This window comes from Nocardioides sp. NPDC059952, assembly GCF_042730435.1.
Taxonomy (GTDB): domain Bacteria; phylum Actinomycetota; class Actinomycetes; order Propionibacteriales; family Nocardioidaceae; genus Nocardioides.
Genome location: NZ_JBHWLY010000015.1, coordinates 28,735 through 52,279 on the forward strand (window position 1 = coordinate 28,735; position 23,545 = coordinate 52,279).

27 protein-coding genes are annotated in these 23,545 nt (G+C 70.0%); 12 read left to right on the forward strand and 15 right to left on the reverse strand.

The features are described from left to right. Positions 1-25: 25 nt before the first annotated feature. A complete protein-coding gene (gene soxR / locus ACFV9G_RS09420; protein ID WP_378727067.1) occupies positions 26-499 on the forward strand; it encodes a redox-sensitive transcriptional activator SoxR in 474 nt (157 codons plus the stop codon). A 106-nt stretch (positions 500-605) separates the two neighbouring features. Here soxR and ACFV9G_RS09425 read toward each other — a convergent pair whose 3' ends face one another. Continuing rightward, the gene (locus tag ACFV9G_RS09425) at positions 606-1,334 is read right to left on the reverse strand and encodes a peptidylprolyl isomerase (RefSeq protein WP_378727069.1); all 729 of its coding nucleotides are present in this window, start codon (positions 1,332-1,334) and stop codon (positions 606-608) included. A gap of 185 nt (positions 1,335-1,519) precedes the next feature. Between ACFV9G_RS09425 and ACFV9G_RS09430 the strand changes: the two genes are divergently transcribed. Further along, entirely contained in the window at positions 1,520-1,990 is a 471-nt protein-coding gene (locus tag ACFV9G_RS09430; protein WP_378727071.1) for a GNAT family N-acetyltransferase, read from the forward strand. On the opposite strand, the gene ACFV9G_RS09435 is transcribed toward ACFV9G_RS09430, so the two are convergent. The 7 genes from ACFV9G_RS09435 to ACFV9G_RS09465 form a co-directional block, all read right to left on the reverse strand. Further along, positions 1,945-2,472 carry a DoxX family protein gene (locus tag ACFV9G_RS09435; protein WP_378727073.1) on the reverse strand — a complete coding sequence of 176 codons (528 nt, stop codon included), beginning with the start codon at positions 2,470-2,472 and terminating at the stop codon, positions 1,945-1,947. The genes ACFV9G_RS09430 and ACFV9G_RS09435 overlap by 46 nt on opposite strands. After that, positions 2,469-2,660, reverse strand: a complete 192-nt coding sequence (locus tag ACFV9G_RS09440; RefSeq protein ID WP_378727075.1) for a hypothetical protein — start codon at positions 2,658-2,660, stop codon at positions 2,469-2,471. The genes ACFV9G_RS09435 and ACFV9G_RS09440 overlap by 4 nt, the downstream gene beginning before the upstream one ends. An 83-nt stretch (positions 2,661-2,743) precedes the next feature. After that, positions 2,744-4,033: a CehA/McbA family metallohydrolase gene (locus ACFV9G_RS09445; protein WP_378727077.1), complete on the reverse strand. Its 1,290-nt coding sequence runs from the start codon at positions 4,031-4,033 to the stop codon at positions 2,744-2,746. A gap of 89 nt (positions 4,034-4,122) precedes the next feature. Next, entirely contained in the window at positions 4,123-5,247 is a 1,125-nt protein-coding gene (locus ACFV9G_RS09450; protein ID WP_378727080.1) for an endonuclease/exonuclease/phosphatase family protein, read from the reverse strand. Between the two features lie 9 nt (positions 5,248-5,256). Continuing rightward, the gene (locus tag ACFV9G_RS09455; protein WP_378727082.1) at positions 5,257-6,006 is read right to left on the reverse strand and encodes a VOC family protein; all 750 of its coding nucleotides are present in this window, start codon (positions 6,004-6,006) and stop codon (positions 5,257-5,259) included. Between the two features lie 96 nt (positions 6,007-6,102). Beyond that, complete coding sequence (locus ACFV9G_RS09460; RefSeq protein ID WP_378727084.1) at positions 6,103-6,378, reverse strand: Fe-S cluster assembly protein HesB; 276 nt, start codon at positions 6,376-6,378, stop codon at positions 6,103-6,105. An 84-nt stretch (positions 6,379-6,462) separates the two neighbouring features. Continuing rightward, the gene (locus ACFV9G_RS09465; protein WP_378727086.1) at positions 6,463-6,828 is read right to left on the reverse strand and encodes an MmcQ/YjbR family DNA-binding protein; all 366 of its coding nucleotides are present in this window, start codon (positions 6,826-6,828) and stop codon (positions 6,463-6,465) included. A 247-nt stretch (positions 6,829-7,075) separates the two neighbouring features. Between ACFV9G_RS09465 and ACFV9G_RS09470 the strand changes: the two genes are divergently transcribed. Further along, positions 7,076-7,399 (forward strand): SPW repeat protein, encoded by a 324-nt coding sequence (locus ACFV9G_RS09470; protein WP_378727088.1) that lies wholly within the window; start codon positions 7,076-7,078, stop codon positions 7,397-7,399. Between the two features lie 84 nt (positions 7,400-7,483). On the opposite strand, the gene ACFV9G_RS09475 is transcribed toward ACFV9G_RS09470, so the two are convergent. Next, positions 7,484-7,906: a PPOX class F420-dependent oxidoreductase gene (locus ACFV9G_RS09475; RefSeq protein WP_378727090.1), complete on the reverse strand. Its 423-nt coding sequence runs from the start codon at positions 7,904-7,906 to the stop codon at positions 7,484-7,486. Between the two features lie 115 nt (positions 7,907-8,021). On the opposite strand from ACFV9G_RS09475, the gene ACFV9G_RS09480 reads away from it, so the two are divergent. Next, positions 8,022-9,440, forward strand: coding sequence for an aminopeptidase (locus tag ACFV9G_RS09480; protein ID WP_378727092.1), 1,419 nt, complete (start codon positions 8,022-8,024; stop codon positions 9,438-9,440). Between the two features lie 17 nt (positions 9,441-9,457). Here the strand turns inward: ACFV9G_RS09480 and ACFV9G_RS09485 are convergent, their stop codons facing one another. Continuing rightward, complete coding sequence (locus ACFV9G_RS09485) at positions 9,458-9,808, reverse strand: DoxX family protein (RefSeq protein ID WP_378727094.1); 351 nt, start codon at positions 9,806-9,808, stop codon at positions 9,458-9,460. Between the two features lie 129 nt (positions 9,809-9,937). Between ACFV9G_RS09485 and ACFV9G_RS09490 the strand changes: the two genes are divergently transcribed. From ACFV9G_RS09490 to ACFV9G_RS09505, 4 genes are all read left to right on the forward strand, one after another. Next, complete coding sequence (locus tag ACFV9G_RS09490; RefSeq protein ID WP_378727096.1) at positions 9,938-10,282, forward strand: winged helix-turn-helix transcriptional regulator; 345 nt, start codon at positions 9,938-9,940, stop codon at positions 10,280-10,282. 6 nt (positions 10,283-10,288) lie between these two features. Continuing rightward, positions 10,289-11,527, forward strand: a complete 1,239-nt coding sequence (locus tag ACFV9G_RS09495) for an MFS transporter (RefSeq protein ID WP_378727098.1) — start codon at positions 10,289-10,291, stop codon at positions 11,525-11,527. A gap of 42 nt (positions 11,528-11,569) precedes the next feature. Then, on the forward strand, positions 11,570-12,448 hold the full coding sequence (locus ACFV9G_RS09500; protein WP_378727100.1) for an LLM class F420-dependent oxidoreductase: 879 nt from the start codon (positions 11,570-11,572) through the stop codon (positions 12,446-12,448). Positions 12,449-12,567: 119 nt separating this feature from the next. Beyond that, positions 12,568-14,013 carry a collagen-binding domain-containing protein gene (locus ACFV9G_RS09505; protein ID WP_378727102.1) on the forward strand — a complete coding sequence of 482 codons (1,446 nt, stop codon included), beginning with the start codon at positions 12,568-12,570 and terminating at the stop codon, positions 14,011-14,013. A gap of 18 nt (positions 14,014-14,031) precedes the next feature. On the opposite strand, the gene ACFV9G_RS09510 is transcribed toward ACFV9G_RS09505, so the two are convergent. Genes ACFV9G_RS09510 through ACFV9G_RS09530 form a run of 5 tightly spaced genes read right to left on the reverse strand, consistent with a single transcriptional unit; the run spans position 14,032 to position 20,633 of the window. Further along, positions 14,032-14,469, reverse strand: a complete 438-nt coding sequence (locus ACFV9G_RS09510; protein ID WP_378727104.1) for a DUF3592 domain-containing protein — start codon at positions 14,467-14,469, stop codon at positions 14,032-14,034. 46 nt (positions 14,470-14,515) lie between these two features. Then, positions 14,516-16,018, reverse strand: a complete 1,503-nt coding sequence (locus tag ACFV9G_RS09515; RefSeq protein ID WP_378727106.1) for an acyl-CoA carboxylase subunit beta — start codon at positions 16,016-16,018, stop codon at positions 14,516-14,518. Positions 16,019-16,049: 31 nt separating this feature from the next. Continuing rightward, positions 16,050-17,870: an alkyl/aryl-sulfatase gene (locus tag ACFV9G_RS09520; RefSeq protein ID WP_378727108.1), complete on the reverse strand. Its 1,821-nt coding sequence runs from the start codon at positions 17,868-17,870 to the stop codon at positions 16,050-16,052. Then, the gene (locus ACFV9G_RS09525) at positions 17,870-19,054 is read right to left on the reverse strand and encodes an acyl-CoA dehydrogenase family protein (RefSeq protein ID WP_378727110.1); all 1,185 of its coding nucleotides are present in this window, start codon (positions 19,052-19,054) and stop codon (positions 17,870-17,872) included. Before ACFV9G_RS09525 ends, ACFV9G_RS09520 begins: the two co-directional genes overlap by 1 nt. Position 19,055: 1 nt before the next feature. Continuing rightward, positions 19,056-20,633 carry a class I adenylate-forming enzyme family protein gene (locus ACFV9G_RS09530; protein ID WP_378727112.1) on the reverse strand — a complete coding sequence of 526 codons (1,578 nt, stop codon included), beginning with the start codon at positions 20,631-20,633 and terminating at the stop codon, positions 19,056-19,058. Between the two features lie 111 nt (positions 20,634-20,744). Here ACFV9G_RS09530 and ACFV9G_RS09535 point away from each other — a divergent pair, with 111 nt between their 5' ends. The 4 genes from ACFV9G_RS09535 to ACFV9G_RS09550 all read left to right on the forward strand — a co-directional run bounded on the left by ACFV9G_RS09535 (position 20,745) and on the right by ACFV9G_RS09550 (position 23,405). Beyond that, a complete protein-coding gene (locus tag ACFV9G_RS09535) occupies positions 20,745-21,350 on the forward strand; it encodes a TetR/AcrR family transcriptional regulator (protein WP_378727114.1) in 606 nt (201 codons plus the stop codon). Between the two features lie 101 nt (positions 21,351-21,451). Beyond that, positions 21,452-22,777 (forward strand): MFS transporter, encoded by a 1,326-nt coding sequence (locus ACFV9G_RS09540; protein WP_378727115.1) that lies wholly within the window; start codon positions 21,452-21,454, stop codon positions 22,775-22,777. Beyond that, entirely contained in the window at positions 22,774-23,142 is a 369-nt protein-coding gene (locus tag ACFV9G_RS09545; RefSeq protein ID WP_378727117.1) for a YidH family protein, read from the forward strand. The genes ACFV9G_RS09540 and ACFV9G_RS09545 overlap by 4 nt, the downstream gene beginning before the upstream one ends. Next, a complete protein-coding gene (locus tag ACFV9G_RS09550) occupies positions 23,139-23,405 on the forward strand; it encodes a DUF202 domain-containing protein (protein WP_378727119.1) in 267 nt (88 codons plus the stop codon). Before ACFV9G_RS09545 ends, ACFV9G_RS09550 begins: the two co-directional genes overlap by 4 nt. The last annotated feature ends 140 nt before the right edge of the window (positions 23,406-23,545 follow it).

Below are 23,545 nucleotides of genomic sequence, written 5' to 3' on the forward strand. Positions count from 1 at the left end.
AAGGGCTGTGACAGAAAAGAGTGAGATGAACACCCACGACCTGCTCACGATGGGCGAGGTGACCCGGCGCAGTGGCTATGCGGCCTCCGCGGTGCGCTACTACGAGAGCCAGGGCCTGATCCAGGCCGAACGATCGGCCGGGGGACAGCGTACGTTCGAGCGCAGCGTCCTGCGCCGCCTCGCCTTCATCAGGGCGGCCGCCAACGTCGGGCTGTCGCTGGACGAGATCAAGGCCGAGCTCGACTGCCTGCCGGGGGACCGGACGCCCACCAAGGCCGACTGGGCCCGGATGTCCAGGCACTGGCGCCGACGCCTCGAGGAGCAGATCCACGCCCTCGAGCGCCTCCGCGACAACCTCGACTCCTGCATCGGCTGTGGCTGCCTCTCCCTGCAGCGCTGCGGCATCTCCAACCCGGGTGACGCCGCCGCCGCCCAGAGCACCGGCGCCGCGTACCTCCCCAAGGTCCTGCGCCGCGACCCTCCCCGCCGCCGGGCCTGAATCAGCCGAGGCGTCAACTGCGTCGGCCGAGTTGGCACGCAGGTGCCGACTCGGCCGACCGGAGTGACGCTTCGCCCGACGTGCCTGACGCCTCGGGGAGAGGTGATCAGCCGACGGTGATGTTCTCGAACTCGACGGGAGTCTTGGGGGCGCCGGTGCCGTCGGGGCCGGCCTCGGCCACGCCGGCCTCGCCGACCTCCTGGAGGGTCTTGATGGCGGCCTCGTCGAGGGTGCCGAAGACGGTGTAGGCGGGCGGGAGCTGGGTGTCGCCGAACACCATGAAGAACTGGCTGCCGCCGGAGTTGGGCTGACCGGTGTTGGCCATCGCAAGGGTGCCGGCGGGGAAGGTGTCGCTGTCCTCGAACTCGTCGGGGATCGTGTAGCCCGGGCCGCCGGTGCCCTCGCCGGTCGGGTCGCCGCACTGCAGCAGCTCGAAGCCGGGGTTGGCGCCGAGGCGGTGGCAGCTGGTGCCGTCGTAGTAGTCCTGCGAGGCCAGCGAGAGGAACGAGTTGACCGTGCACGGCGCCTTGTCGGCGTCGAGGGTGATCGCGAGCGGGCCGACGGAGGTGTTGATGGTGGCGGCGACCTTGCCGGTGTACTGCGCGGTCTTCTCGGGCTGGTCCACCTCCTTGGAGGCGCCCATCGGGTCCTCGGTGTAGTCGCAGCTCGTCGTGCCGGGCTTCACGATCGACTTCCAGTCGCTGGACTCGCTCGACTTCGGGCCCTTGCTCTCCTCGGCGCCGGCGGAACCGGACCCGCCGTCGTCGGAACCACAGGCGGACAGCGTCAGGAGCAGGGCAGCGGCGGCTACGGCCGGGAGCGCACGAGAAGGCATGCCCAGATGCTAGGGGAGCGGTCCGAACGATCCCTCGACGGACCCCACGCGGCGATGCCGCCGGCGTCCGTCGCCAGCATCGGAGCCACGCACTATCGCACACCTTGGTTGCTTGCCGCGATACTGCACCTGCCCCACCGCACCCGCTCGCCACGACGAGGCAAGGGCTCGGCTAACCTCCAGCCGTGCCTGCGCTCTCCCTGCGTTTCGAGCTCGACGACCTGACCCGTCCCGAGGTGATCCGGCTCCTGGAGGAGCACCTCGAGGACATGTACGCGGTGAGCCCGGCCGAGTCGGTGCACGCACTCGACCTCGAGGCTCTGAAGGTGCCCGAGATCGCGTTCTGGTCGGCCTGGGACGGAACCGAGCTCGTCGGCTGCGGTGCGCTCAAGTCATTGGATGAGGGCGATGTCGAGCTGAAGTCGATGCGCACCTCGACCCATGCCCGCGGCCGCGGCATCGCGACCGCGCTGCTCCAGCACCTCATCGAGCAGGCGCGGTCCGCTGGTGGCCGCCGGATCCTCCTCGAGACCGGGAGCGAGGACTTCCATGCTCCCGCCAGGCGCCTCTACGCGGGCAACGGCTTCACCGAGCGCCCGCCTTTCGGCAGCTACGTGCTCGATCCCAACTCGGTCTTCTTCGAGCTCTCGCTGTAGTCGTCGACAGAGGGAGCAGCCCGCCGGAACAGCAGGTTGTCGAGAGAGAGCTTGGTGCGGCGTACGACGATCAGGTAGACCGCGATCGCGAGCCAGCCCAGGTCGCGCAGGGTGTCGGCGAGATAGGCGGGGTCGGCCGAGGCGCCGCCGCCACCGAAGCAGCCGCAGTCGATGTTGAGCCCGCGCGCCCACGCCGAGGTGATCCCGACGAGGAACGAGCACAGGCCGAGCGCCGTCGCCACCGCCGCCGTCCGGGTGAACAGCCCGAGGATCAGCAGCGCGCCGAGTACGATCTCGGCGATCGGCATGGCGATGGCGTACGCCGGGGCCAGCTGCCACGGCAGCAGCTGGTAGCCGCGCACCGCCTGCTCGGTGATCGCCGGCTCGGGCAGCTTGGCCAGCCCGGCGGCGAGGAATACGAAGCCGAGGTAGAGGCGGCCGGCGAGACCGATCCAGCCCAACAGGTCAGCACGTGTCCTCATGAGAGCACCACCCAGGAGGTGCGCAGGACGCCGAAGACGACGAACGCCGCGACCAATCCGTAACCGGTCCACAACAGCGGCGCCGGCGAGACCTCGTCCCGGATCTCACGCCGCACGAACCACACCCCGAGCGCCAGCACGGCCACGGAGACCGCGACCAGCCCGACGACGTACCCAACCTCGTTCACGTCGCCAGCGTGCCACAGTCGAGGCCCGCAACCACCGCCCGGACGCCCGCCTTCAGCGCATCTTCAGCCTGCGAGCCGCCTTCTCAGGAAACTGAGGGCTGCAGCCACCACGGGCTCGTGTAGGCGATGCCCAGGTCGTTGCACGGGTGGCCCTCCGGGCCCGGGGTCGCATTGGCCTGCGTCGGGTCGCTGACCCGCAGCAGCACCCAGTCGCCGTCGTCGACCGAGACCGGCACGGTCACCGAGATCGGGTCGCCGACGCGGAACGCCACGACGTCGGCCACGACAGGCACCGACGGGCCCGGGCGCAGCACCTGCATGTGGAGCTCCCGGCCGACCCACTCCTCGTCGCGGGCCAGGTCGAGGGTGAACCGCAGGTCACCACCACGGCCGGGGACCACCGAGCCCATCCGGTGCTCCACGCCGTCCAGCGTGGCCACCGCGTCGACCCGGAGTCCCGAGGTGCGCGTGGCGAAGAACCGCCGCGCCCGCATCGCCTCGAAGACGCCGGCGCGGTCGTGGGAGGCGACCCACAGCCCGGTGCGCCCCTTGCCCTCCGGGTGGCCCCAGTCGGTGCCGTGCTCGTCGGTGACCCCGCTGATCCCGGTGCGCCAGCCGGCGTTGAGGCACTGACACAGGGGAGAGGTCTTGCCGTCGGCAAAGCCCTCGAAGAGGTAGTCGTCGCCGCGGTTGAACATCTCCAGCGACACCATCCGCTCCCGGGCCCGCGCGTCGTAGCGGAACTCCTGGAACCGGAACGGCTCGCGCCCGGGATGGTTGAAGCCGGCGATCCCATCGGCCCCGCCGTCAATCAGCGGCGTGGAAGGCGAGCGCATCAGCCAGTCGAAGAACGGCCGCATCGCGCCGACGTCGACGATGTCGGTGAAGTGCTCGCTTCCCCACACGTTGATATGACCCAACAACGGCTCCGACCACTCGAAGCCACGGATCGCGGTGAAGGTGCCGTCGGCGTTGGCCGCGTCGGCCAGATCCCGGGTCCGCGCCCAGTCCGAGCGGGTGATGCCGCCGATCTGCTTGTACGCCGCCGGCAGCAGCCCCGCGAGCGCATCCCCGAGGATGTGGTCGGAGACGGTGGCATGGTCGGTGAGCGCCGCGACGTCCAGCCCGGCGCTCCGCATCGAGTCGAAGGCGAGGTCCGGGTCGCCGTTGCCGTCCGACATCAGCGTGTGGTTGTGCAGGTCGGCATGGACAAGCGTGGTCCCGGACGAGAGCCGCGACATCCGGCTCGCCCCGACACCGGCCCGGGCGGTCGCCGAGGCCGCCGCACCCGTGAACGACGAGGACATCGACGCCAGCAGGAGCCCCGCTCCCGCCGCTCCCAGCGCCGTACGCCGCGTGAGCGGCCCGTTCATCGACCGAAAAGTCCCGTGCTGCTGTCCGTGTCCGAGGCACATGGCCCCTATTTGACGCAGATCCCAGCAGCGTACGGGAGGCTTTCAGATCACAGGTCGGTGAAGTCCGCGTAGAGACAGGCATGGTCGGAGGCGGCGTGCTGCTCCGCGGTCAGCGTCGGGAACAGGTCCCAGGGGTCCTTGGTCCGCGGCCCGTGCCACACGCCCTTGCGGAAGACGCCGCCACCGGTCTGCTTCGCGCTCAGCGCGGGGGAGAGGAGCAGGTAGTCGATCTTGTCGTCCTCGTTGCCGGAACCGTAGGTCCCGCGGCGGTGGTTCCAGTCCCAGTTCGCGTGCTCGCTGGCGTCCACGAGCCCGGAGACCGACAGCAGCGGCTCCAGCGACCCGCCTCCGGGGGAGTCGTTGAGATCGCCGGCGACGCAGACGTGCTCGATCCCCTCCTCGAGCAGCCCCTGGTAGATCTCCGCGACCCGCTTCGCCTGCCGGCCGCGCCGCTTGGCGCCCTGCCGGTCACCCTTCTCCGAGTAGCCCTTGGACTTGAAGTGGTTGGCGAGCACCACGATCCGCGCGCCGCTGGGAGCATCGAGGTGATACTCGCAGCAGTCGCGGGAGAAGACCACGCCCTCCTCGTCGCGGTCGAAGATGTGGGTGCGGATCTGCACCAGGCGATAGCCGTCGCCGACCATCACACCGACGTCGATGCCGCGCTCGTCGTTGCCCTCCACGACCATCACCTGCTCGTACGCCTCGGCGCCGACCTCCGGCAGCAACGTCTGGGAGAACATGTGCAGCCCCGGCCGGTCGTCGGCCTCGACGACCACCGCGACCTCGGCCCGCAGCTCGGCGAAGACGCGTGCGGTGTTCTCCGTGGCGATCTCGTCGACGGCGGTCGTCTTGAGCTCGACGAACCCGACCCAGTCGTTGCGTCCCTTGGCGACCAGCTGCACCGGCCCCGACCGCGGGCGTTTGAGCAGCGCGCCGCGCATCTTCCGCAGCCGCGCGAACTCGCCCTCGTCGCTCTTGAGGAGGCCGAGCTTCTCGAGGTTGTCCAGGATCTCCTGCTCGTCGCCCTGATAGCTGGGCTGGGCAAGGAGCGTGGAGACGCGGGAGTGGGCGGTCAGGACCGCTCGCCGCGTCGTAGCGTCAGCTTCGTCGGTGTCCATCGCCTTCGGCCGGGCGAAGAGGTTCTCGACGTTGAACGATGCGAGTCGCATCCCTCCAGGCTAGGCCACCCGACCGGTCACCGGGTCACGATCGGTGAGGCAGTAGATCTGTCCGTACGGCGCCCGCATCACCGTCCACCACTCGAAGACGCCGACGGTCTCGGCGCCGAGTGCCTCGTGACGGCAGGTCTCCGTGGCCCGGTGGGCGACCGCGAGGTCGGGATGGGCGCGGACCTCGCCGTCCTCGTCCTCGAGCCGCTGCAGAAGGATCCGGAGCCCGCCGTGCGGATCGGGGTCGGCGAGGCGTACGAACTCGGGGGTCTTGGCCGGCTCGGGAGTCCGTCCGGTGACCTCTGCCCAGAACGCCACCTCCTGCGCCCAGCGCGAGCGTGGGATGTCGATGCACACCTGGTCCAGCACCCGCTCGGGCTCTGAGCGCGCGAAGTGCGGGTGGGATCCCTCGGGGAGGGTGTGGCAGAAGAGCAGCCCGCCGGGGGAGCGCATGACCGGGACGTCCTCGTACGTCCACGCCGGGCTCGCGCCCGAGGACTCCGACCGCTCGACCGCGACCGCACGATCGAAGGCGTCGAGGTCGAGATGGATCCGTGGTGTGGTGTCGGCGATGGCCTGCATCTTCAGCCAGGCGTCGCCCTCCTGCGGCACGAGGGTGAGGAACTGGCCGTCCTCGCCACGAGGCGCCGAGAGCGCCCAGCCCGTCGCCGCCGACCAGAAGCCGACCGCCTCCTCCCACTGCTCACGCGGGACGTCGAGGAAGAGATGGAACCAGGCAGGTACGCCGGCGGTGCTCATGCCCGGAGACTACGCGCGCCTGGCGGCGTACGCAGTCCCAAAATCAGCTACGCCGGGGCGCACCGCGAATGCGGCACACCCCGGCGTAGCGCGGGATCAGGCCTGCAGAGAGATCCCGAACTGTACGTTGCCGGAGTCGTCCATCCCGGCGTCGAGGACCTTGTCGTCGAGCTCGGCGGCGGCGCCCTGGTCGAGGAAGACCCGCGCGCCCTCCTGCTCGATGACCTGGTCCTCCGCCTCGGCGGTCGGGACGAGGGCGGCGCTCAATGCGCCGTCCGGTTCTGCGTTGGAGGCGAGCCGGAGGCCGGCGCCCTGGGACTGCTCGGAGATCGAGCGGACGATGGTGGTGGCGTTCTCGGTCAGCTGAAGCATGTCGAGATCTTCCATGGTTGGGTACGGAGTACCCGCTCCACCATTCCTCACAGTTCGGCCTCGTTCAAGCCCGGCATGCCGGGTTCAGGCGTCCCAGCCCTCCGGACGGAGCTTCTTCGGGAGCTTCGAGACGATCGTGGCGTACGACTCGTCGACCGCCTCCAGGATCTCCTCGTCAGGGATCGCACCGCCCCAGGCCAGGTCGTTCCAGCCCGAGCGTCCGATGTATCCGGTGACAGTCGCATCGTCGGGATAGCGCAGCAGCCACTCGTCGGCGATCTCCCGGGAGGCACCGCACTTCAGCCCCACCTTCGCGGCCCCGAGGAATGCGAAGATCTTGCCGCGCTCATCCGGTCCGACCTTGATCACCGGGTGCTCGTGCTCCCACGGGTTGTCCGGCCAGGCACCGGGCTTGGTGAGGCAGTAGGCCTGCAGCGACGAGACGTCCATGGCACCCATGGTGCCATCGACGACGCGCGGTTCGGCGCCGTGATTTCGGGTGGGTCAATTGCTGTGTCGCGGGCCTAGAATGTTGGCCAAGGACAGTCGTTCTTCCTTTGGCATGGGGCTGAGGAGGTGAATCAAAATGTCGTCTGAAAACCTGTCCATTCAGGAACACCCCGACATCGCGGCACTCCGAGACCGGTTCGATCTGACCGGGTCCACCGCCACCGCTCAGGTGGTCGACGGTGTCACGATGCTGGCCGGCCTCTATCTGGCCGTCTCGCCGTGGATCGTGGGCTTCAACACCACGGCGTCGCCTCTGATGGTCAGCAACCTGATCGTCGGTATCACGGTTGCTCTGTTGGCGCTCTGCTTCGCGTCGGCGTTCGGCCGCACGCACGGTCTGGCCTGGACCGTGCCGTTCATGGGTGCTTGGGCGATCATCTCGCCGTGGCTCATGAGCGGCGTCGACACGACCGGCGCGATGATCACGTCCAACGTGATCGTCGGAGCGGTCATCATGCTGTGCGGGCTCGGCTCGTCCGGGTTCGGCACGCTGTTCAATCCGCGTCGGTAGCGCCCGCGGACTCGTCATCGCATCGACCGGCCGAGCGAGGAGCGCTCGGCCGGCCCCGAGCTGCCCTGACCAGCTCAGCCCAGATCAGCCCAGGTCGGCGCCGTAGACCTTGGTGACCGCGATGGTGATGAGCACGCGTCGGTCCTCGACCATCACCTCGCGGTACTCCTCCCAGTCGGGGTGCTCACCGGCGCCTCGGCGGTAGTAGTCGACGAGCGCCTCCACCTCCGGGCCGTCGGGTGAGGTGCCGGGTCCGGTCAGCGTGACCGTGCCCTCGGCCGTCGCCCAGGACCGCCCGCCGGGTCCGTCGACCTCGAGCGCAGCCCGCGCGTCGCGGCGGAGGTTCTTCGTCTTCACCAGCCCCTCGCGGGTGGAGATCAGGATCTCGCCGCGCTCACGGTCGTAGAACTGCCACACGGGTGAGAGCTGTGGCAGCCCGTTCGCCTTGATCGTGGCCAGGATCCCGTGGCGGGTGGTGGCGAGCAGTTCGTGCGGATCGAACGTCATGTCGACCCGAACGCATCGACGTACGACTTCCTTCCCAAGGACCATCCGAAATTCGGAGGTGCACCGCGCGTGGGTCGGCTAGGTTGCCGAGACCCCGCACCGAAGGAGACCCCGCATGCGTGCATTGATCAGTCGGCTTCTGGTGGCGATGGGGCTGGTATCCCTGCTCCTCGTCACACCCGGCAACCCCGCGACCGCCGCCGAGGACGACATCCTCGACCGCCTGCTCGCCATCGACGGCGTCAGCCTGATCCAGGAGAAGCCGGTCGCCGGCTACCGCTACTTCGTCCTGAACTTCACCCAGCCCGTGGACCACCGCAAACCCCACGGCGACACCTTCCAGCAGCGGTTCACCGTGCTCCACAAGGACACCGCCCGCCCGACCGTGTTCCAGACCAGCGGCTACAACGTCTCGACCAACCCCGGCCGCAGCGAGCCGACCCGCATCATCGACGGCAACCAGGTCTCGATGGAATACCGGTTCTTCACCCCGTCGCGCCCCGACCCGGCCGACTGGGACGACCTCGACATCTGGCAGGCCGCCAGCGACCAGCACGCCATCTTCAAGGCGCTGAAGCCGATCTACTCCGCCAACTGGCTCGCCACCGGCGGCTCCAAGGGCGGCATGACCGCCACCTACTTCGAGCGGTTCTACCCCCGTGACATGGACGGCATCGTCGCCTACGTCGCGCCCAACGACGTGGTCAACCGCGAGGACTCCGCCTACGACGACTTCTTCGCCACCGTCGGCACCGCGGACTGCCGCGACCGCCTCAACGGCGTCCAGCGCGAGGCGCTCGTCCGCCGCGAGGCGCTGAAGGCGACCTACGCCGACCTCGCCGAGACCGAGGGCTACACCTTCGACACCGTGGGCAGCCTGGACTCTGCCTACGAGATGGTGGTGCTCGACTACGTCTGGGCCTTCTGGCAGTACGCCGGCACGAGCCAGTGCGCCGACATCCCTGCCGACGCGGCGACCGCCACGGACCAGGAGATCTGGGACTCGATCGACTACTACTCGGGTTTCGGGTTCTACACCGACCAGGGTCTGAGCCCCTACACGCCCTACTACTACCAGGCCGGCACCGAGCTCGGTGCGCCGACGATCGGCTTCCCGCACATCGAGGACGACCTGATCCGCTACGGCTACCAGCCGCCGCGAAGCTTCGTCCCGCGTGACATCGACATGCGGTTCGACCCGTCCGCGATGCGCGACGTCGACTCCTGGGTGCGCAAGCACGCCCACCAGATGCTCTTCGTCTACGGCGAGGCCGACCCGTGGGGTGCCGAGCGCTTCCGCCCGGGTCGGAAGGCGACCGACTCCTACGTCTTCACCGCGCCGGGGATGAACCACGGTGCCAACGTGGCGGGCCTGGTCGCCGACGAGCGCGAGCTCGCCACCGCCCGGATCCTGGAGTGGGCCGGCGTGGCGACCGCCGCGGTCGAGGCCGACGCGTCGAAGGCGAAGCCGCTGGCGACGTACGACGCCAAGCTCGACAAGCGTGACCTCAGGCGGGAGCCGATGCTGCGCTGACCCGGGCCTCGCCGAGGTCAGAGCGAGAGCAGCCCCAGCGCGAGCGCGGCGACCGAGGTGAGGGTGAGAGCGACCGTGGGCACGGAGCCCTTGGCGTCGCCGGCACGCAGATGGGTGATGATCGCGCCGACGAAGTAGAGCGCGAGCGCCCCTGCGGCCGCGACGCCGAGGGCTCCGACCCAGATACCGACGACGAGGCCGATGGCGCCGAGCAGGAGCAGGGTGCCGAGAAGGGGGACGTGCTTGGCGGCGACGCCGAGCCCACCCAGCTGCTCGACCAGGGCCGGCTGTCTGGTCACCTTGGCCATTCCGGAGGCCAGGCAGGCGAGGGCGAGCAGGGACGAGACGACGATGTACGCGATGGACACGCGTGTACTCCTTGGGCTGACCCGCTTGGGCGGGTGATCTCGAGGCCGGCCCGATGAGCCGACAACCGCAGAGTCTGGGTGGCGCGACACAACGTTGCAACTGGCACATTAGCAACTTATCCTGAGTAAGTGACCGTGGATGACGTACAGATCGACGGAAGGTCGTGCGCGATCTTTCAGCGCACGCTCGAGCGCGTCGGGCAACGCTGGTCGGGTGCGGTCCTCTTCGCGTCCGTGGCCGGCGCACGCCGCTTCGGGGAATACCGCCGCGCCGTCGAGGGCATCTCCGACCGGATGCTCGCCCTCCGCCTCAAAGAGCTCGAGCGCGACGGTTTCCTGGTGCGGGAGGTGATCCCGTCGACACCGGTTCAGGTCCTCTACCGGCCGACCCCCGCCGGGGCGGAGCTCATCGCCGCACTCCAGCCGCTGGGCGAGTGGGGCCACAAGCACCTCGCGGAGCTGTCACTAGAGTGAGGCCGCGTGAGCGGCGAGGCGATGCGATATCCCGCCTTCGTGCGCTACTGGACCGCCTCCACGACAGGATCCTTCGGCACCGCCGTCTCGACCGTCGCGATCCAGGTGCTCGTCGTCCAGGTCCTGGTCGCGACGCCCGCGGAGGTGGGCGTCGTCAACGCCGCCAGAGTGCTGCCGTACGCCTTCCTCGGAGTCTTCGCCGGCGTCCTGGTCGACCGGGTCCGGCGCAAACCGATGCTGGTCTGGTCGAACGCCGCGCAGGCGGTGGCCCTGCTCGCCATCCCGGTGCTCTGGCTGGTCGACGCCCTCACGCTGCCCGTGGTGGCCGCGGTGCTCTTCGTGGTCGGAGCCCTCTCGGTCCTCGAGATGGCGGCTCGGCAGTCCTTCCTCCCTCGCCTGGTGCCACGGGGCGCACTGCTCTCGGCCAACGCCCGCATCGACCAGGGTGACACCGTCGCGCTGACGTCCGGGCCGGCGCTGGGCGGCGGGATGGTCGCCGTCATCGGGGCGCCGTTCACTGTCCTCGCCGACGCGCTGACCTGCGCGCTCGGGGCGGTGATGAACGCGCGCGTACGCGTCGAGGAGCCGGCGCTGCCGCGCCGGCCGAGCACGCCCGCCGACGTCCTCGGCGACGTCGCCGCCGGCATCCGCTTCATCTACCGCCACCGCACCATCGCCCCGCACGCGATCTCCACCCACATCTGGTTCGTCGGCAACGCCGTGGCGGTGACGGCGTTCGCGCCGTTCGCGCTCCGCGAGATGGGGCTCGGGGTGGTGGCGTACGGCATCGTGCTCGCGTTCACCGGTGTCGGCGGGTTGCTCGGAGCGCTGCTCGCCGTGAAGGCCGGGCGTCGGCTCGGGGCCGGGGGAGCGATGGTGCTCGGCTACGCGGCCGCGCCGGTGGCGTGGGGATGCGCCGCACTGGCGCCGCCCACGGTGGCCGGCGCCGTCGTCCTCGGTGCCGCTCAGGTGCTCGTCGGGTTCGGGATGGGGGTCGAGAACGCCAACTCGCTGGGCTATCGGCAGTCCGTGACGCCGGACGAGCTGCAGGGGCGGATGAACGCGACCATCCGGTCCGCGAACCGCACCTGCGCGGTGGTGGGCGCGCTGGCCGGCGGGATCGTCGCCCAGCTGCTGGGGCTCCGCCCGGCGCTGTGGGTAGCGGTGGCACTCTTCGTCGTCGCAGCCGTGGTCGTGGTCGGCTCGCCGTTACGTACCGCCCGTCACGATTCCCGTCCCGACTGAGGGCTTGTCTTCGAGCGCACTCGAAGACATAGCGTCTGAGGTATGGATCTTGGACTCCACTACTTCACGTTCACCCACCCCGAGTGGGAGACCACGCTGGCCGACAAGCTGACCGAGACGGCCCGCATCGCGGACGAGGGCGGCGTCGACCTGCTCACCGTCATGGACCACTGGTTCCAGATGGAGCAGGCCGGCGGCCCCTTCGAGCCGATGCTCGAGGGCTACACCACGCTGGGCTACCTGGCCGGGATCACCGACAACGTGCGTCTCAGCCTGCTCGTCACCGGGGTGACCTACCGCCACCCGGGGCTGCTCGCCAAGATCGTCACCACCCTCGACCGGCTCTCCGGTGGCCGGGCGCTGCTGGGCATCGGGGCGGCGTGGTACGAGCGTGAGCACCAGGGTCTCGGCGTGCCGTACCCGCCGACGGCCGAGCGGTTCGAGCGCCTGGAGGAAACCCTGGAGATCTGCCGCCAGATGTGGTCGGAGAACGACGGCGCCTACGAGGGCAAGCACTACCAGCTCGCCGAGACGATCTCGCTCCCGCAGCCGGTCAACGGCACCGTCCCGGTGCTGATCGGCGGTGGTGGCGAGAAGAAGACGCTGCGCCTGGTCGCGAAGTACGGCCAGGGCACCAACCTCTTCGGCGCTCCCAGCCCCGAGGCCGTCGAGACGGTCCGGCACAAGCTCGAGGTGCTGCGCGGCCACTGCGACGACCTCGGCACCGACTACGACGCGATCGAGAAGACGATGCTCTTCCAGGGCCCCTCGGTCGAGGACCCGGACGCCTTCTTGGCGTCGATGGAGGAGTACGCCGCTCTGGGCATCACGCTCGTCGGGCTGATGCCGACGCCGTACGTCGACCCGGTTCCGTGGACCACCTCGCTCGTGGACCTGGTGCCGCGGCTGAAGGAGATCTAGGAAGCCCGATCTCGTCCGAGACACCCACGCCGAGGGTGGCGTTGGTGCGTGATCCGATGACCCGGATCAGTTAGGTTTTCGATTGTTCATTGATGAATTGATCGGAGACCGCTCAGTTGATGGCGAAAACATACGTTTCAACGGCTGTTGTCGTCGCAGGGCTCGCGCTCGGAGCCGGCATTCTCGGCAGCGGTGCGGGCCCGGCGTCGGCCGCCACCGGCTCGCTCAACCCGATGGGTGTGAACGGACTGTTCACGATCGTGACCACCGCGGACGCGACCATGGGCAACGGCGAGCTGGAGGGCTCCCTCGCGGTCGGGGGCGACGTACGTTTCCCGAACGGCACGTATCCGATCATCCACAGCTCGGGTCTGACCCCGACGGACTACGACATCCCCGTCGTCGCCGGTGACCCCACGCGCCTGCTGACCGGCGGCACCTTCGTGCCCGGAAACAACGGCGAGGTCACCGTCGACTCCCGTGGTTACGTCAACGACGCCCAGCGCGGGTTCGTCAAGATCGGCGACCTCACCGACCTGCAGGTGACCGAGCGCGGGGCCGGCGCGATCTGGGTCGCCAATGGACCCTCCGGCACCGAGCAGGGCATCTACAACCCCAACCAGCTCTACAACGGCGGCGAGCCCGCCTCCCGTGTCGGTGCCCCGGGGGCGTACGACGCCTACTTCGCCGACCTCGAGGTCTCTTCCGACGACGCCACCGAGTGTCTGACCGAGCTCACCCCCGTCGAGAGCGACGAGGTGCACGTGAGCACGCTCAGCCCGGGCGGCAATGCCGCCGAGATGACCGTCGACCTCGAGGCGGGCAAGACCAACGTCCTCGAGATCCCGTACGCCCAGCTCAGCACCTTCAGCGTGCTCCGGACCACCGGTGCGGCCCTCGCTGCCGACACCCCGCTGGTCGTGCGCGTCGTCGGCGCGCCCGACGGCGCGACGATCGACCTGCCCCAGTTCGCCGGCACCGAGAGTCCCAACGCCGACCAGCCCAACCCCGTCGCACCGTACGTCCTCTACGACTTCTCCTCCTACGCCGAGGGCACCTCGCTCACCATCGGCGGCGACACGCTGGTCTCGGGCTCCATCTACGCCCCCGGGCTCGACCTGACCGTCGATGTCGGCACGCCGGTCGAGGGCCAGATCTTCACTGACACCCTGACGACTGGCGGCGGTGAGATCCACCATTACCTGTTCCTCGGCGAGGTGAGCTGTGGCGACGTGGAACCCAGCCCGTCGCCGACGGAACCCACGCCAACAGAACCGACCCCGACAGATCCGACCCCGACGGAACCCACGCCCACGGACCCCACCCCGAGCGAGAGCCCCTCGGAGCCCGCCCCGACCGAGTCTCCTTCCGAGCCCGAGCAGAGCGACGCCGTGCCATCCGCTCCGGCGGACTCGTCGGGTCCTGAGGTCTCGACGTCGCCCGTTGGCTCCGAGACGCTGCCCGCCACCGGTTCGCCGGTGAGCGTGCTCGGCGTCGCCATCGGCGTGGCCCTTCTGTCCGGCGGAGCCCTGCTGATCATGTTCGCCCGTCGTCAGCGCAGCTGAGCCGCCCGGGAAGCACGGTCAGATCGGAGTCTGGGCGAGCCCGAAGCCGATGGACGCGAACAGCAGCCCCATCCCGGCGAAGACGACCCCGAAGACGATCGCACAGCCGGTGCCTCCGCCTGTTCCTGCGATCATCGACTTCGACGGGTCGAGCGGGTTGATCACGATGCTCAGCGGCGGCACGGTGCCGTCCAGCCGGAACCGACGGTCGGGCAGCGTTCCCGAGCTCGCATACTCGCTCCCGTCGGGACCGCGATACTCGTAGTGCGCGACCAGGCGCGTACGGCTCCCGTGCTCACCGCTCGAGGTCGTCCGCGTCTCGATCTCACGGATCGTCGCCTCCCACGGCGTCCACGACGAGAGCCGTTGCCGGCTGATGATCGACCAGACCACCATCCACACCCCGATACCCGCGAACAGCAGGCCCATCCCCGCGAAGATCCAGCCGAAGAACATCCGTGTCTCCCATCGCCCGAGGCGAGAGCCGCCCGATGGCAGGAGGCTACGTCACCGCACGGCGCAGGGTGGCGGCGATGACGGCACGTGTCTCGGCGGGGTCCACGACGTCGTCGATCTCGAGCATCCGGGCGGCGTTGAGCGCGCTGGCCTGCTTGCGGTACTCCTCGGTGAGCGCGATGACCCGCTCCTCGCGCTCCGCCTCGGGCATCGTGGCGAGCTCGGCCGCCATGGAGAGACGTACGGCGCCCTCCAGGCCCATCGGGCCGAGGTGGGCGTCGGGCCAGGCGACGGTGAGCAGCGGGCGATGGGTGCTGCCGCCGAGCATCGCCTGAGCGCCGAGGCCGTAGCCACGGCGCAGGACCACCCCGACCAGCGGGGTCGACAGCTGTGCGCCGGCGACGACCATCCGGGACGCATGACGGACCAGGCCGCCGCGTTCGGCCTCGGGACCGACCATGAACCCCGGGGTGTCGACCAGCGAGACCACCGGGAGGCCCCAGCGCCCGCAGAGTGCGAGGAAGTCGGCGGCCTTCACCGATGCGTCGCTGGTGAGGGCACCCGCGAGGTGCGTCGACTGGTTGGCGAGCACGCCGACCGCGATCCCGTCGATCCGGGTGAACGCGGTGACGAGCTCGGGTGCGAATCCCTCACGGAGCCACGTCACCGAGTCGAGGTCGGCCAGCGCCTCCACCACCGGGCGTACGTCGAAGACCTCGCGGTCGTTGTGGGGGAGGAGGGTCCGGAGGATGCCCTGGTCGTCGGCCTCGCCCTGCTCGCGCGCGGGTTCGAGACCGGCGAGGATGCCGCGTACGGCCTCGACGGCCTCCGCCTCGTCGGCGACGAGCACGTCGATGACACCGTTGGCGGCCTGCTCGTCGGCCGGGCCGATCTCCTCGGGGGAGAACGTGCCCAGCCCACCGCCGGCGATCATCGCCGGACCGGCCATGCCGAGGTTGGCGTCGGGGGTCGCGATGCGGAGGTCGGCACAGCCGGCGAGGACCGCGTTGCCGGCGAAGCAGCGGCCTGAGACGACGGCGATCCGGGGTACGACGCCCTCGAGCTCGGCCCACAGCGCGAACGAGCCGACGTCGAGCGCCGAGACGAGCGGGATGTCCGTGTCACCGGGGCGCCCGCCACCGCCCTCGGTGAAGAACACGGTCGGCAGCCGCATCCGGGCGATGATCTCGATGAGCCGGTCCGACTTGCGATGCCCGCGCATGCCCTGCGTACCGGCCATCACCAGGTAGTCGTAGGACAGCACCGCGCACGGCTTCCCGGCGACGGTCGCGGTGCCGCCGATGATCCCGTCGGCAGGCGTCTCGACGACGAGCTCGGCCAGGTCACGGCGGCGTTCCTGGGCGGCGGTGATGAACCTCCCGTACTCCACGAACGAGCCCGGATCGACCAGATCGGCGATGTTCTCCCGAGCCGTACGCCTCCCCTTGGCGTGCCACCGGGCGACCTTCTCTGCTCGCGCCGCGTCCGTGGTCAGGAAGCGGCGGGCGTGCAGCTCGGTCAGTCCCGTGGCAGGGGTGTCGTCGGTCACGCAGCACATGGTGCCACGGGGCGTGGACCGGTCAGGGGGTGACGATCGCGAACTCGTGGTCAGGTGCTTCCAGGACCTCCAGCAGCCGCTGGAGCACTCCGAGGTCGCCGGTGTGGTCGATCCCGTCGAGTCTTCGCGTGCCGAGCAGGCCGGCGAGCTGGGGACGGGTCAGTGTCAGGGTGAGGGCGGCAGCCGGGTCCGGGGCGTCGCCCCGCCGGTGCACGAGCACGCCGTGATGGAGGCGCGCGTGCCACCAGCCACCTGCGGAGGTGTCGTCGTGGTCGAGCAGGTGCCAGTCGATGCGAAGGTCGAGATCCCACGCCTGTGGTCCGTCGACGCGGATGGCGAGTGACTCCAGCTGCTGGGAGACCGAGAGCGCGGCGAGCAGGCCGCGGCCACCACCACGCGGCGCGGCCCTCGGGCCGTCGACGACTTCGCGGGCACCGGTCAGGTAGATGTTGCGCCAGGTGGCGTTCTCGGCGCCGTGCCCGAGCCGGGTGTAGACCTCGGCCAACAGCTTCCGAGCGGCGCCGGCCGAAGGCTCGGCGAAGACGACATGGTTGAGGAGCGTGGCGGCGAACCGCAAGTTATCGGTCGCGCCGCCGGCGACGAGCGCAGCGGCGTGGTTCACGGCAGCGTCTGCACCGCCCAGCAGGCGCACCCAGTGCTCGCCCTCCGCCCTCGGCGGCAGGTCCCACAGGTGGGCCGGGTTGGCGTCGTACCAGCCCAGATAGCGCTGGTAGATCCCCTTCACGTTGTGGCTCAGTGAGCCGTAGTAGCCGCGTGTCGACGGCTGGGCGTCGAGGGCCGGCGGCAGGACCAGCTCCTCGGCGATCTCCTTCGGAGTCAGGCCGCGGTTGATGAGACGTACGGTCTGGTCGTGCAGGTAGGCGTAGACGTCACGCTGCCCGGAGAGGAACGCCTCGATCCGTTCCGCACCCCAGGTCGGCCAGTGGTGGGTGGCGAACGCGACGTCGACACGCCCGGTGAAGAGCGAGAGCGCCTCGGTGAGATAGCACGCCCACAGCCGGGCGTCGCGCACCTCGGCGCCGCGCAGCGTGACGATGTTGTGCAGGGTGTGCACGGCGTTCTCGGCCAGGCAGAGTGCCCTGTGGCGGGGGAGGAGGATGTTCATCTCCGCCGGTGCCTCGCTGCCCGGCGTGAGCTGGAACTCCATCTCGACGCCGTCGATGACGCGCGTCTCCCCGGTGCGGGTGACCGAGTCGGTCGGCGCGGCCAGAGCGATGCTCCCGGACGCGAGCCGCGGGCCGAGACCACAGCCCACGTGTCCGTCCGGCGTGACCGGCAGCAGGCTGCCGTACATGAACCCCGACCGCCGGCCCATCGCCGGACCGACGTAGACGTTCTCCGAGACCGCGTGCTCCAGGAACCCCTCCGGCGCCAGGACGGGTACGTCGCCGGCACCCGCCGCGAGCACGGCAGCGATCCCGCCGAAGTGATCGGCATGCGGATGGGTCAGCACCACCCCGGTGACCGGCCGGTCGCCGCGGTGCGCACGGTAGAGCCCCAACGCGGCGGCCGCTGTCTCCGCGGTGGTGAGGGTGTCGATGACGATGATCCCGCGACGACCCTCGACGATCGTGAGGTTGGCGAGGTCGAGGCCACGCACCTGATAGATGCCGTCGGTCACCTCGAACAGTCCCTGGAGCGAGGTGAGCCGGCTGTGCTGCCACAGGCCCGCGTGCGCCGTCGGAGGCGCCGGGCCGTCGAGGAAGGCGCCGGCGTCCGCGTCGAACGCGACCGACCCGTCCGCCTTGGCGACGACCCCGGGCTTCAGGGAAGCGATGAACCCGCGATGCGCGTCGGCCTCCTCCTGAGCGAAGTCGACCATCATGCCCCCAACGACTTCACCAGGTCGCGGATGACCCCGTTGCGCTGGATCTCCGAGGAGCCGGTCAGCACCCGGAACATCCGCAGCCGCCGCCAGATCACCTCGATCTCCGCACCCCGGACCATCCCCGCCTTGCCGTGCAGCTGCAGCGCCGCGTCGGCGATCTCGAAGGACCGCTCGGCCACGAACAGCTTGCACATGAACGACTCGATGCGCGGGCGCTTGCCGGCGTCGAGGTCGGCCAGGGCGTCGTAGGTCATCGACCGGGCGGCGTAGTAGTCGGTGGCCATGTCGGCGAGCCGGTGCTGGATCGCCTGCTTCTCGATCAGCAGCCCGTCGAAGACGGTGCGGTGCGCGGCGAAGTCGAGCGCCAGCGCGAGCGCCCGGCGGGCCGCGCCGAGCGCGGTCGGGCAGTGCAGCAGCCGGTTCGCGGTCACCCGGCCGAGGGCGATCCGCAGCCCTTGGCCGACCTCGCCGAGCAGGTTCTCCTGCGGCACGAAGCAGTCCTCGAGCACGACGTCGCTCTCGATGTTCTGCCCCGACAGCGGCAGGTCCCCGGGCAGAACCCGGCAACCGGGGGAGTCGAGATCGACGAAGAACGCGGCGTACGACTCCTCCTCGCCGGCCATCCTGGCCACCAGGATCGCGAAGTCGGCGAAGGTGCCGCCGGTGCTGAACACCTTCTGCCCGCTGATCGTGAAACCGCCCGGCGTCGGAGTGGCGGTGGTCCGCATCCGGCGTACGTCGGAGCCGGCGTCGTCCTCGGTCATCGAGAAGCAGCAGGCGCGCTCGCCGCGTACGACCGGCATCAGGTACTTCTCGATCTGGTGCTCGCTCGCGTGTTCGAAGATGGCGCCGACCCGCAGCGGGCCGCCCATGTCGCCGAGCACGCTGGTGGCGAGCTGGCGGCCGGAGGCGCCGATCTCCTCCTTGAGGGCGGCGAGCTCGGTGAGGCTCAGGCCCTGCCCGCCGAGCGACTCGGGCAGGTGGATCCCGTAGAAGCCGAGCTCGCGGCTGCGCTGCCACACCGGCTCCAGCATCGAGCGCTCCAGCGGCGTCTCCGGACCGAGGCCGAGGTCGCGCTCGTAGTCGGCGAGCTCGCCGTCGAGGTAGTCCCGCAGCCGGGTCACCAGGGAGTCGAGGCGCGGGTTGTCCGGGAAGGACGGGGTGAGGGAGAAGGACATCTCAGCCGACCTTCCGCTCGGTACCGGCCCAGTCGCGCTCGCGCAGTGCCCGCCGGTCGACCTTGCCGTTGCGGTTCTGGGGCAGCGCGTCGGCGAACTCGATGATCCGGGGCACCTTCACCCCCGAGAGCCGGGTGCGGCAGAAGTCGCGCAGCTCGTCCTCCGTGATCGACTCGGTCGCGGTGGTGCCGGCGGCGAGGGAGACGTACGCCTTCACCGTCTCGCCCCACTTCTCGCTGGGCACCCCGACGACGCAGGCCTCCCGGACCGCCGGGTGCTCGTAGAGCGCTGCCTCGACCTCGGAGCAGTAGACGTTGTAGCCGCCCGAGATGATCATGTCCTTCTTCCGGTCCACGATGAAGACGAACCCGTCCTCGCGGATCCGACCGAGGTCACCGGTGTGCACCCAACCGTCGCGGAAGGTCTCGGCGGTCGCCTCGGGGGCATGGAAGTACTCCCGGACGCAGTCCGGGCCGCGCGCCACGATCTCACCGATCTCGCCGGCGGGCAGCGGGTGGTGGTCGTCATCGACCACGATCACCTCGGTGTCGTAGACCGGACGGCCGCAGGAGAGCAGCAGCTCCGGGTCCGACTCGATGCCGCGGACGACGTCCTCGGAGCTGAGGAAGGTGATCGCGCTCGTCGTCTCGCCCTGTCCGTAGCCCTGGTTGACCACCGGACCGAAGGCCTCGACAGCCTCGCGCAGCCGAGCCGGGCTGACCGGGGCGCCGCCGACGGTGATGCTCCGCAGCGCGGAGAGATCGCGCTCACCCAAGGTGGGAGAGGCGAGGACCAGGTTGAGCATGACCGGCACGACGAAGGTGTGGGTGACCTGCTCGCGCTCGAGCGTGTCGAGGTAGGCCTCGGTGTCGAACGCGGGCAGCACGACCACGGCCGCGCCGCGGAAGAAGCAGCCGAGGATCACCATGCCGCTGGCGTGGGTGATCGGTCCGGGTGCGAGGTAGACGGCTTCCGCGGTCAGCGAGCCGTAGGGGTTCATCGCCAGCTTGCGCATGTTGGCGAGCCGGTTGCCGACGGTCTGGACCGCTGCCTTCAGGGTGCCGGTCGAGCCGGAGGTGAAGTTGAGGACTGCCGGGGCATCCTCCTCGACGTCGACGCAGACCGGTTCGGTGGCGCCTTCGGCGAGCAGGGCGTCGTACGCTGTCGCGCCGGCGCCTGCGGTGGTGCCGTTGTCGAGGTCGATGACCAGGGCGTCCAGGCTGTGGGCGTCGACGATCTTGCGGACGAGGTCGAGGTGGGCGCCGCCGGTGAAGACGACCTTGACCGCGGCGTCGAGCAGCACGTGCTCGACCTCGGCAGCGGCGAGCCGAGCGCTGATCGGGACGCGGAGAGCACCTGCCTTGCAGATCGCCATCTCGGCGACGACCAGCTCGCCACGGTTGGCGGCGAGGGTCGCGACGGGAGTGCCGGGTGTGCAGCCGCGGGCGATGAGGGCGGCCGCGAGCCGGTTCGTGTCGTCCTCGAGCTGGCGGTAGGTCCATCGGTCGGTGCCGGAGACCAGGGCGGTGGCGTCGGGGGTGAAGGTCGCGGTGCGGGTGAGATAGCTGCCGAGATTCACGGGTGCCCTCCTGGTTGTCGGGTGTCGCTGCTGTGAGCGCGGTCACCCGAGATCATAGACAGAGTGTCCAGAAACAGTCCAGTTGTTCGGGAAAGTGCTACAACAGTGCGCATGACGGTGGTTGAGGACCGGCGCAGCCGGCGAACGCGAGGGGCGCTCCGTGACGCGCTCGTCTCCCTGGTGCTCGAGCGTGGCTACGCCGCGGTGACGGTGGAGGACATCGTCGGCGCGGCCGACGTGGGCAGGGCGACCTTCTACACGCACTTCAAGGACAAGGAGGCGCTCTATGACCACGTCGTGGCCTCGGTGCTCCAGGACCTGAAGGAGCGACTGGCCGAGGTGCTGGCCCCGGAGGATGCCGGGTTCACCGGGGAGCCGGTGGCCGAGGTCTTCCGGCATGCGACCGAGCAGCCCGATGCGTACCGGATGATCCTGCGGGGCGAGGGGGACGGTCGTGGCCTGCGGGCTTTCGAGGATGCCTGGAGCGCCACCGCCTTCGAGATCTTCACTGCGCGGGTGAAGGCGAACGCAGTGCGCCCGCGGGTTGATCTCCAGGTGCTGGCGCGAGCGTGGGTGGGCGAGCAGATGGCGGTGCTGCTGTGGTGGCTCGATGCTCCCGAGCCGCGGCCGGCCACCGACCAGGTTGTCGAGACGCTCGTCGAGCTCTCGCGCCGCGGGCGCTTCTGGGCGACGGGATTCGACCCCGACCCGCGCTGACGTGGACACGGTGTCTTGTGTGGTGCGGGTCACTCGGCCTACAGTCAGACGCGTCGACCGTTAATAGACGCTATGTCTAACATCTTGAAGGGCGAATCCCCATGTCCTACCGCACCCTGCTCACCGAGTACCCGGTCGGAGCACGCCGTCGCGTGCTGCTGGCCGTTGTCGTGCTCGCCCTGTTCATCTCGGCGTTCGAGGGCCAGCTGGCCCCCGTCCTGCCGTTGCTGCTCGACGACCTCGGGATGTCGCTCAAGACGTACGGCCTGATCACGGCCGCGTCGCTGATCTTCGGTGCTCTGGCCGGCTATCTCGGCGGCGAGCTCGCCGACCGCGTCGGCCGGGTGAGGATCTTGGTCCCGTTCATGTTCCTCTCCGCTGCCGCCTGCCTGTTCATGGCGACCGCCGACTCGGTGGCCCACTTCGCGCTCGCCCGGATCGTGCTCGCGTTCGTCGAGGGTGTCGCCGTCGCCGGCACCCAGCCGCTGATCCGCGACTTCACCCCGCGGATGGGCCGCGCCCAGGCGTTCGCGTTCTGGAGCTGGGGCTCGGTCGGCGCCAACTTCTTCGCTGCGGCCGTGGCCTCGGCGACGCTGGGCGTCTTCGGCAACCAGTGGCGATCCCAGCTGTTCATCATGGCCGGCGCCGCCCTGGTCGGTGCCATCGTGGTCGCGATGATTCTGCGCGACCTCGCCCCGGAGGTGCGCCGCGCCGTACGCCTCACCGAGCGCGAGGCTCACACGGTCGAGGTGCCGCAGGGCGCGAAGGGCCTGCGACTCCTCGTCGGGCGCCGCGCGTTCTGGACGCACGTGCTCGCGATGTCGTTCCTCTACGTCCTGCTGGCGACCATGAACGCCTATGCCCAGACGATGCTCGTCCAGCAGTTCGGCGTCTCGGTCCGGGCCGCCTCGGCGATGACGATGGTCTTCTGGCTGAGCAACCTCGCACTGAGCCTGGTCTTCGCCCGAGTCTCCGACCGTACGCAGCGACGCAGTGCCTTCATGGTCGGCGGCGGCATCGCCGCGGCGATCTTCCTCGGCGCCTTCCTGGCACTCATGGACCGGGGTAGCGAGGCGTCAACGAGCCTGGTGGTCGTCCTGTTCATCGGCATCGGCGTGGCCCTCGCGGCGATCTTCGGCCCGTGGATGGCGAGCTTCTCCGAGCACGTCGAGGAGGTCCACCCCGACATCCAGGGCCGCGCCTTCGGTCTCAACCATCTGCTGAACCGCACCTTCATCCTGGCGACGGTGCTCTTCGCGCCGCGCGTGGTCGAGGCGACCGGCGGCTGGGAGCGCTGGATGACGGTCGTCTGGGTCGCGACGGTCCTGTTCACCCTCACCGCGGCGCTCGTCCCCGCCGCGACCGGTCGTCGTTCCCGGACGGACTCCGATGCCGACGCCGGGGCCGTCACGCAGCCTGCGTCGTGAACCGCGCGGCACGAGGCCGGCTGGACAGCTGGGTCTACCGTGAGACCGAGGAGCCCGACGTCCGGTTCACCCTGGCGAACGAGCGCACCTTCCTGGCCTGGATCCGCACCTCGCTGGCGTTCCTCGCCGTCGCGGTCGCGGTCGACACCCTGGAGGTGGGTGGCGGCACGGCACTGGCCGTGCTTGCCCCGCTCAGCCTGGCGCTCCTGGCGGCCGGCTGCGCCGTCTGGTCCTGGTGGAGCTGGGTACGCAGCGAGCGCGCGATCCGCCGGCGCGACGCCCTCCCGGGCCGCCGGGCACCGCTTCCCCTGGTGTTCGGCGTGCTCGGTTCCATCGCCCTCGTCTCCTTGGCGCTGTTGGCGTGAGCGGGGGAGAGGCGGCCGACCCCGGACTGCAACCGGAGCGGACCGAGCTCGCCTGGCGGCGCACCCACCTCTCCCTGGTGGTCGCCGCTCTCGTCGTCGCTCGGCACCCGCTGGCCGAGGGTCAGCTGTGGTGGCGGCTCGCGGCCGCGCTGGCCGTGGGCGGGCTGGCCGCGTACCTGCTTCTCGGGCGGCGCCGGGTCGGCGTGACAGCGACTGTCGCGGCGCTGATCGCCCTCGTCGAGGTGGTCGGGTTGGTCTCGTAACGCGCCATTCACTTCGCCGTCCAATCCGGTCACGGCAGTCTCGTGAGCACGCACTGCTCGACCGCGGCCCGCAGGACTGCGGTCATCGCTATCCCAGCCGGCCTGGCGGAGCGTGGGCAGCCCACTGACGGCGTCCCTTG

Coding starts and splice junctions, on each gene's coding strand:
- soxR (WP_378727067.1), top strand. CDS start 26: ATGAACACCCACGACCTGCTCACGATGGGCGAGGTGACCCGGCGCAGT.
- ACFV9G_RS09425 (WP_378727069.1), bottom strand. CDS start 1,334: ATGCCTTCTCGTGCGCTCCCGGCCGTAGCCGCCGCTGCCCTGCTCCTG.
- ACFV9G_RS09435 (WP_378727073.1), bottom strand. CDS start 2,472: ATGAGGACACGTGCTGACCTGTTGGGCTGGATCGGTCTCGCCGGCCGC.
- ACFV9G_RS09445 (WP_378727077.1), bottom strand. CDS start 4,033: ATGAACGGGCCGCTCACGCGGCGTACGGCGCTGGGAGCGGCGGGAGCG.
- ACFV9G_RS09450 (WP_378727080.1), bottom strand. CDS start 5,247: ATGCGACTCGCATCGTTCAACGTCGAGAACCTCTTCGCCCGGCCGAAG.
- ACFV9G_RS09455 (WP_378727082.1), bottom strand. CDS start 6,006: ATGAGCACCGCCGGCGTACCTGCCTGGTTCCATCTCTTCCTCGACGTC.
- ACFV9G_RS09460 (WP_378727084.1), bottom strand. CDS start 6,378: ATGCTTCAGCTGACCGAGAACGCCACCACCATCGTCCGCTCGATCTCC.
- ACFV9G_RS09465 (WP_378727086.1), bottom strand. CDS start 6,828: ATGGACGTCTCGTCGCTGCAGGCCTACTGCCTCACCAAGCCCGGTGCC.
- ACFV9G_RS09470 (WP_378727088.1), top strand. CDS start 7,076: ATGCTGGCCGGCCTCTATCTGGCCGTCTCGCCGTGGATCGTGGGCTTC.
- ACFV9G_RS09475 (WP_378727090.1), bottom strand. CDS start 7,906: ATGACGTTCGATCCGCACGAACTGCTCGCCACCACCCGCCACGGGATC.
- ACFV9G_RS09480 (WP_378727092.1), top strand. CDS start 8,022: ATGCGTGCATTGATCAGTCGGCTTCTGGTGGCGATGGGGCTGGTATCC.
- ACFV9G_RS09500 (WP_378727100.1), top strand. CDS start 11,570: ATGGATCTTGGACTCCACTACTTCACGTTCACCCACCCCGAGTGGGAG.
- ACFV9G_RS09505 (WP_378727102.1), top strand. CDS start 12,568: ATGGCGAAAACATACGTTTCAACGGCTGTTGTCGTCGCAGGGCTCGCG.
- ACFV9G_RS09510 (WP_378727104.1), bottom strand. CDS start 14,469: ATGTTCTTCGGCTGGATCTTCGCGGGGATGGGCCTGCTGTTCGCGGGT.
- ACFV9G_RS09520 (WP_378727108.1), bottom strand. CDS start 17,870: ATGGTCGACTTCGCTCAGGAGGAGGCCGACGCGCATCGCGGGTTCATC.
- ACFV9G_RS09525 (WP_378727110.1), bottom strand. CDS start 19,054: ATGTCCTTCTCCCTCACCCCGTCCTTCCCGGACAACCCGCGCCTCGAC.
- ACFV9G_RS09535 (WP_378727114.1), top strand. CDS start 20,745: ATGACGGTGGTTGAGGACCGGCGCAGCCGGCGAACGCGAGGGGCGCTC.
- ACFV9G_RS09540 (WP_378727115.1), top strand. CDS start 21,452: ATGTCCTACCGCACCCTGCTCACCGAGTACCCGGTCGGAGCACGCCGT.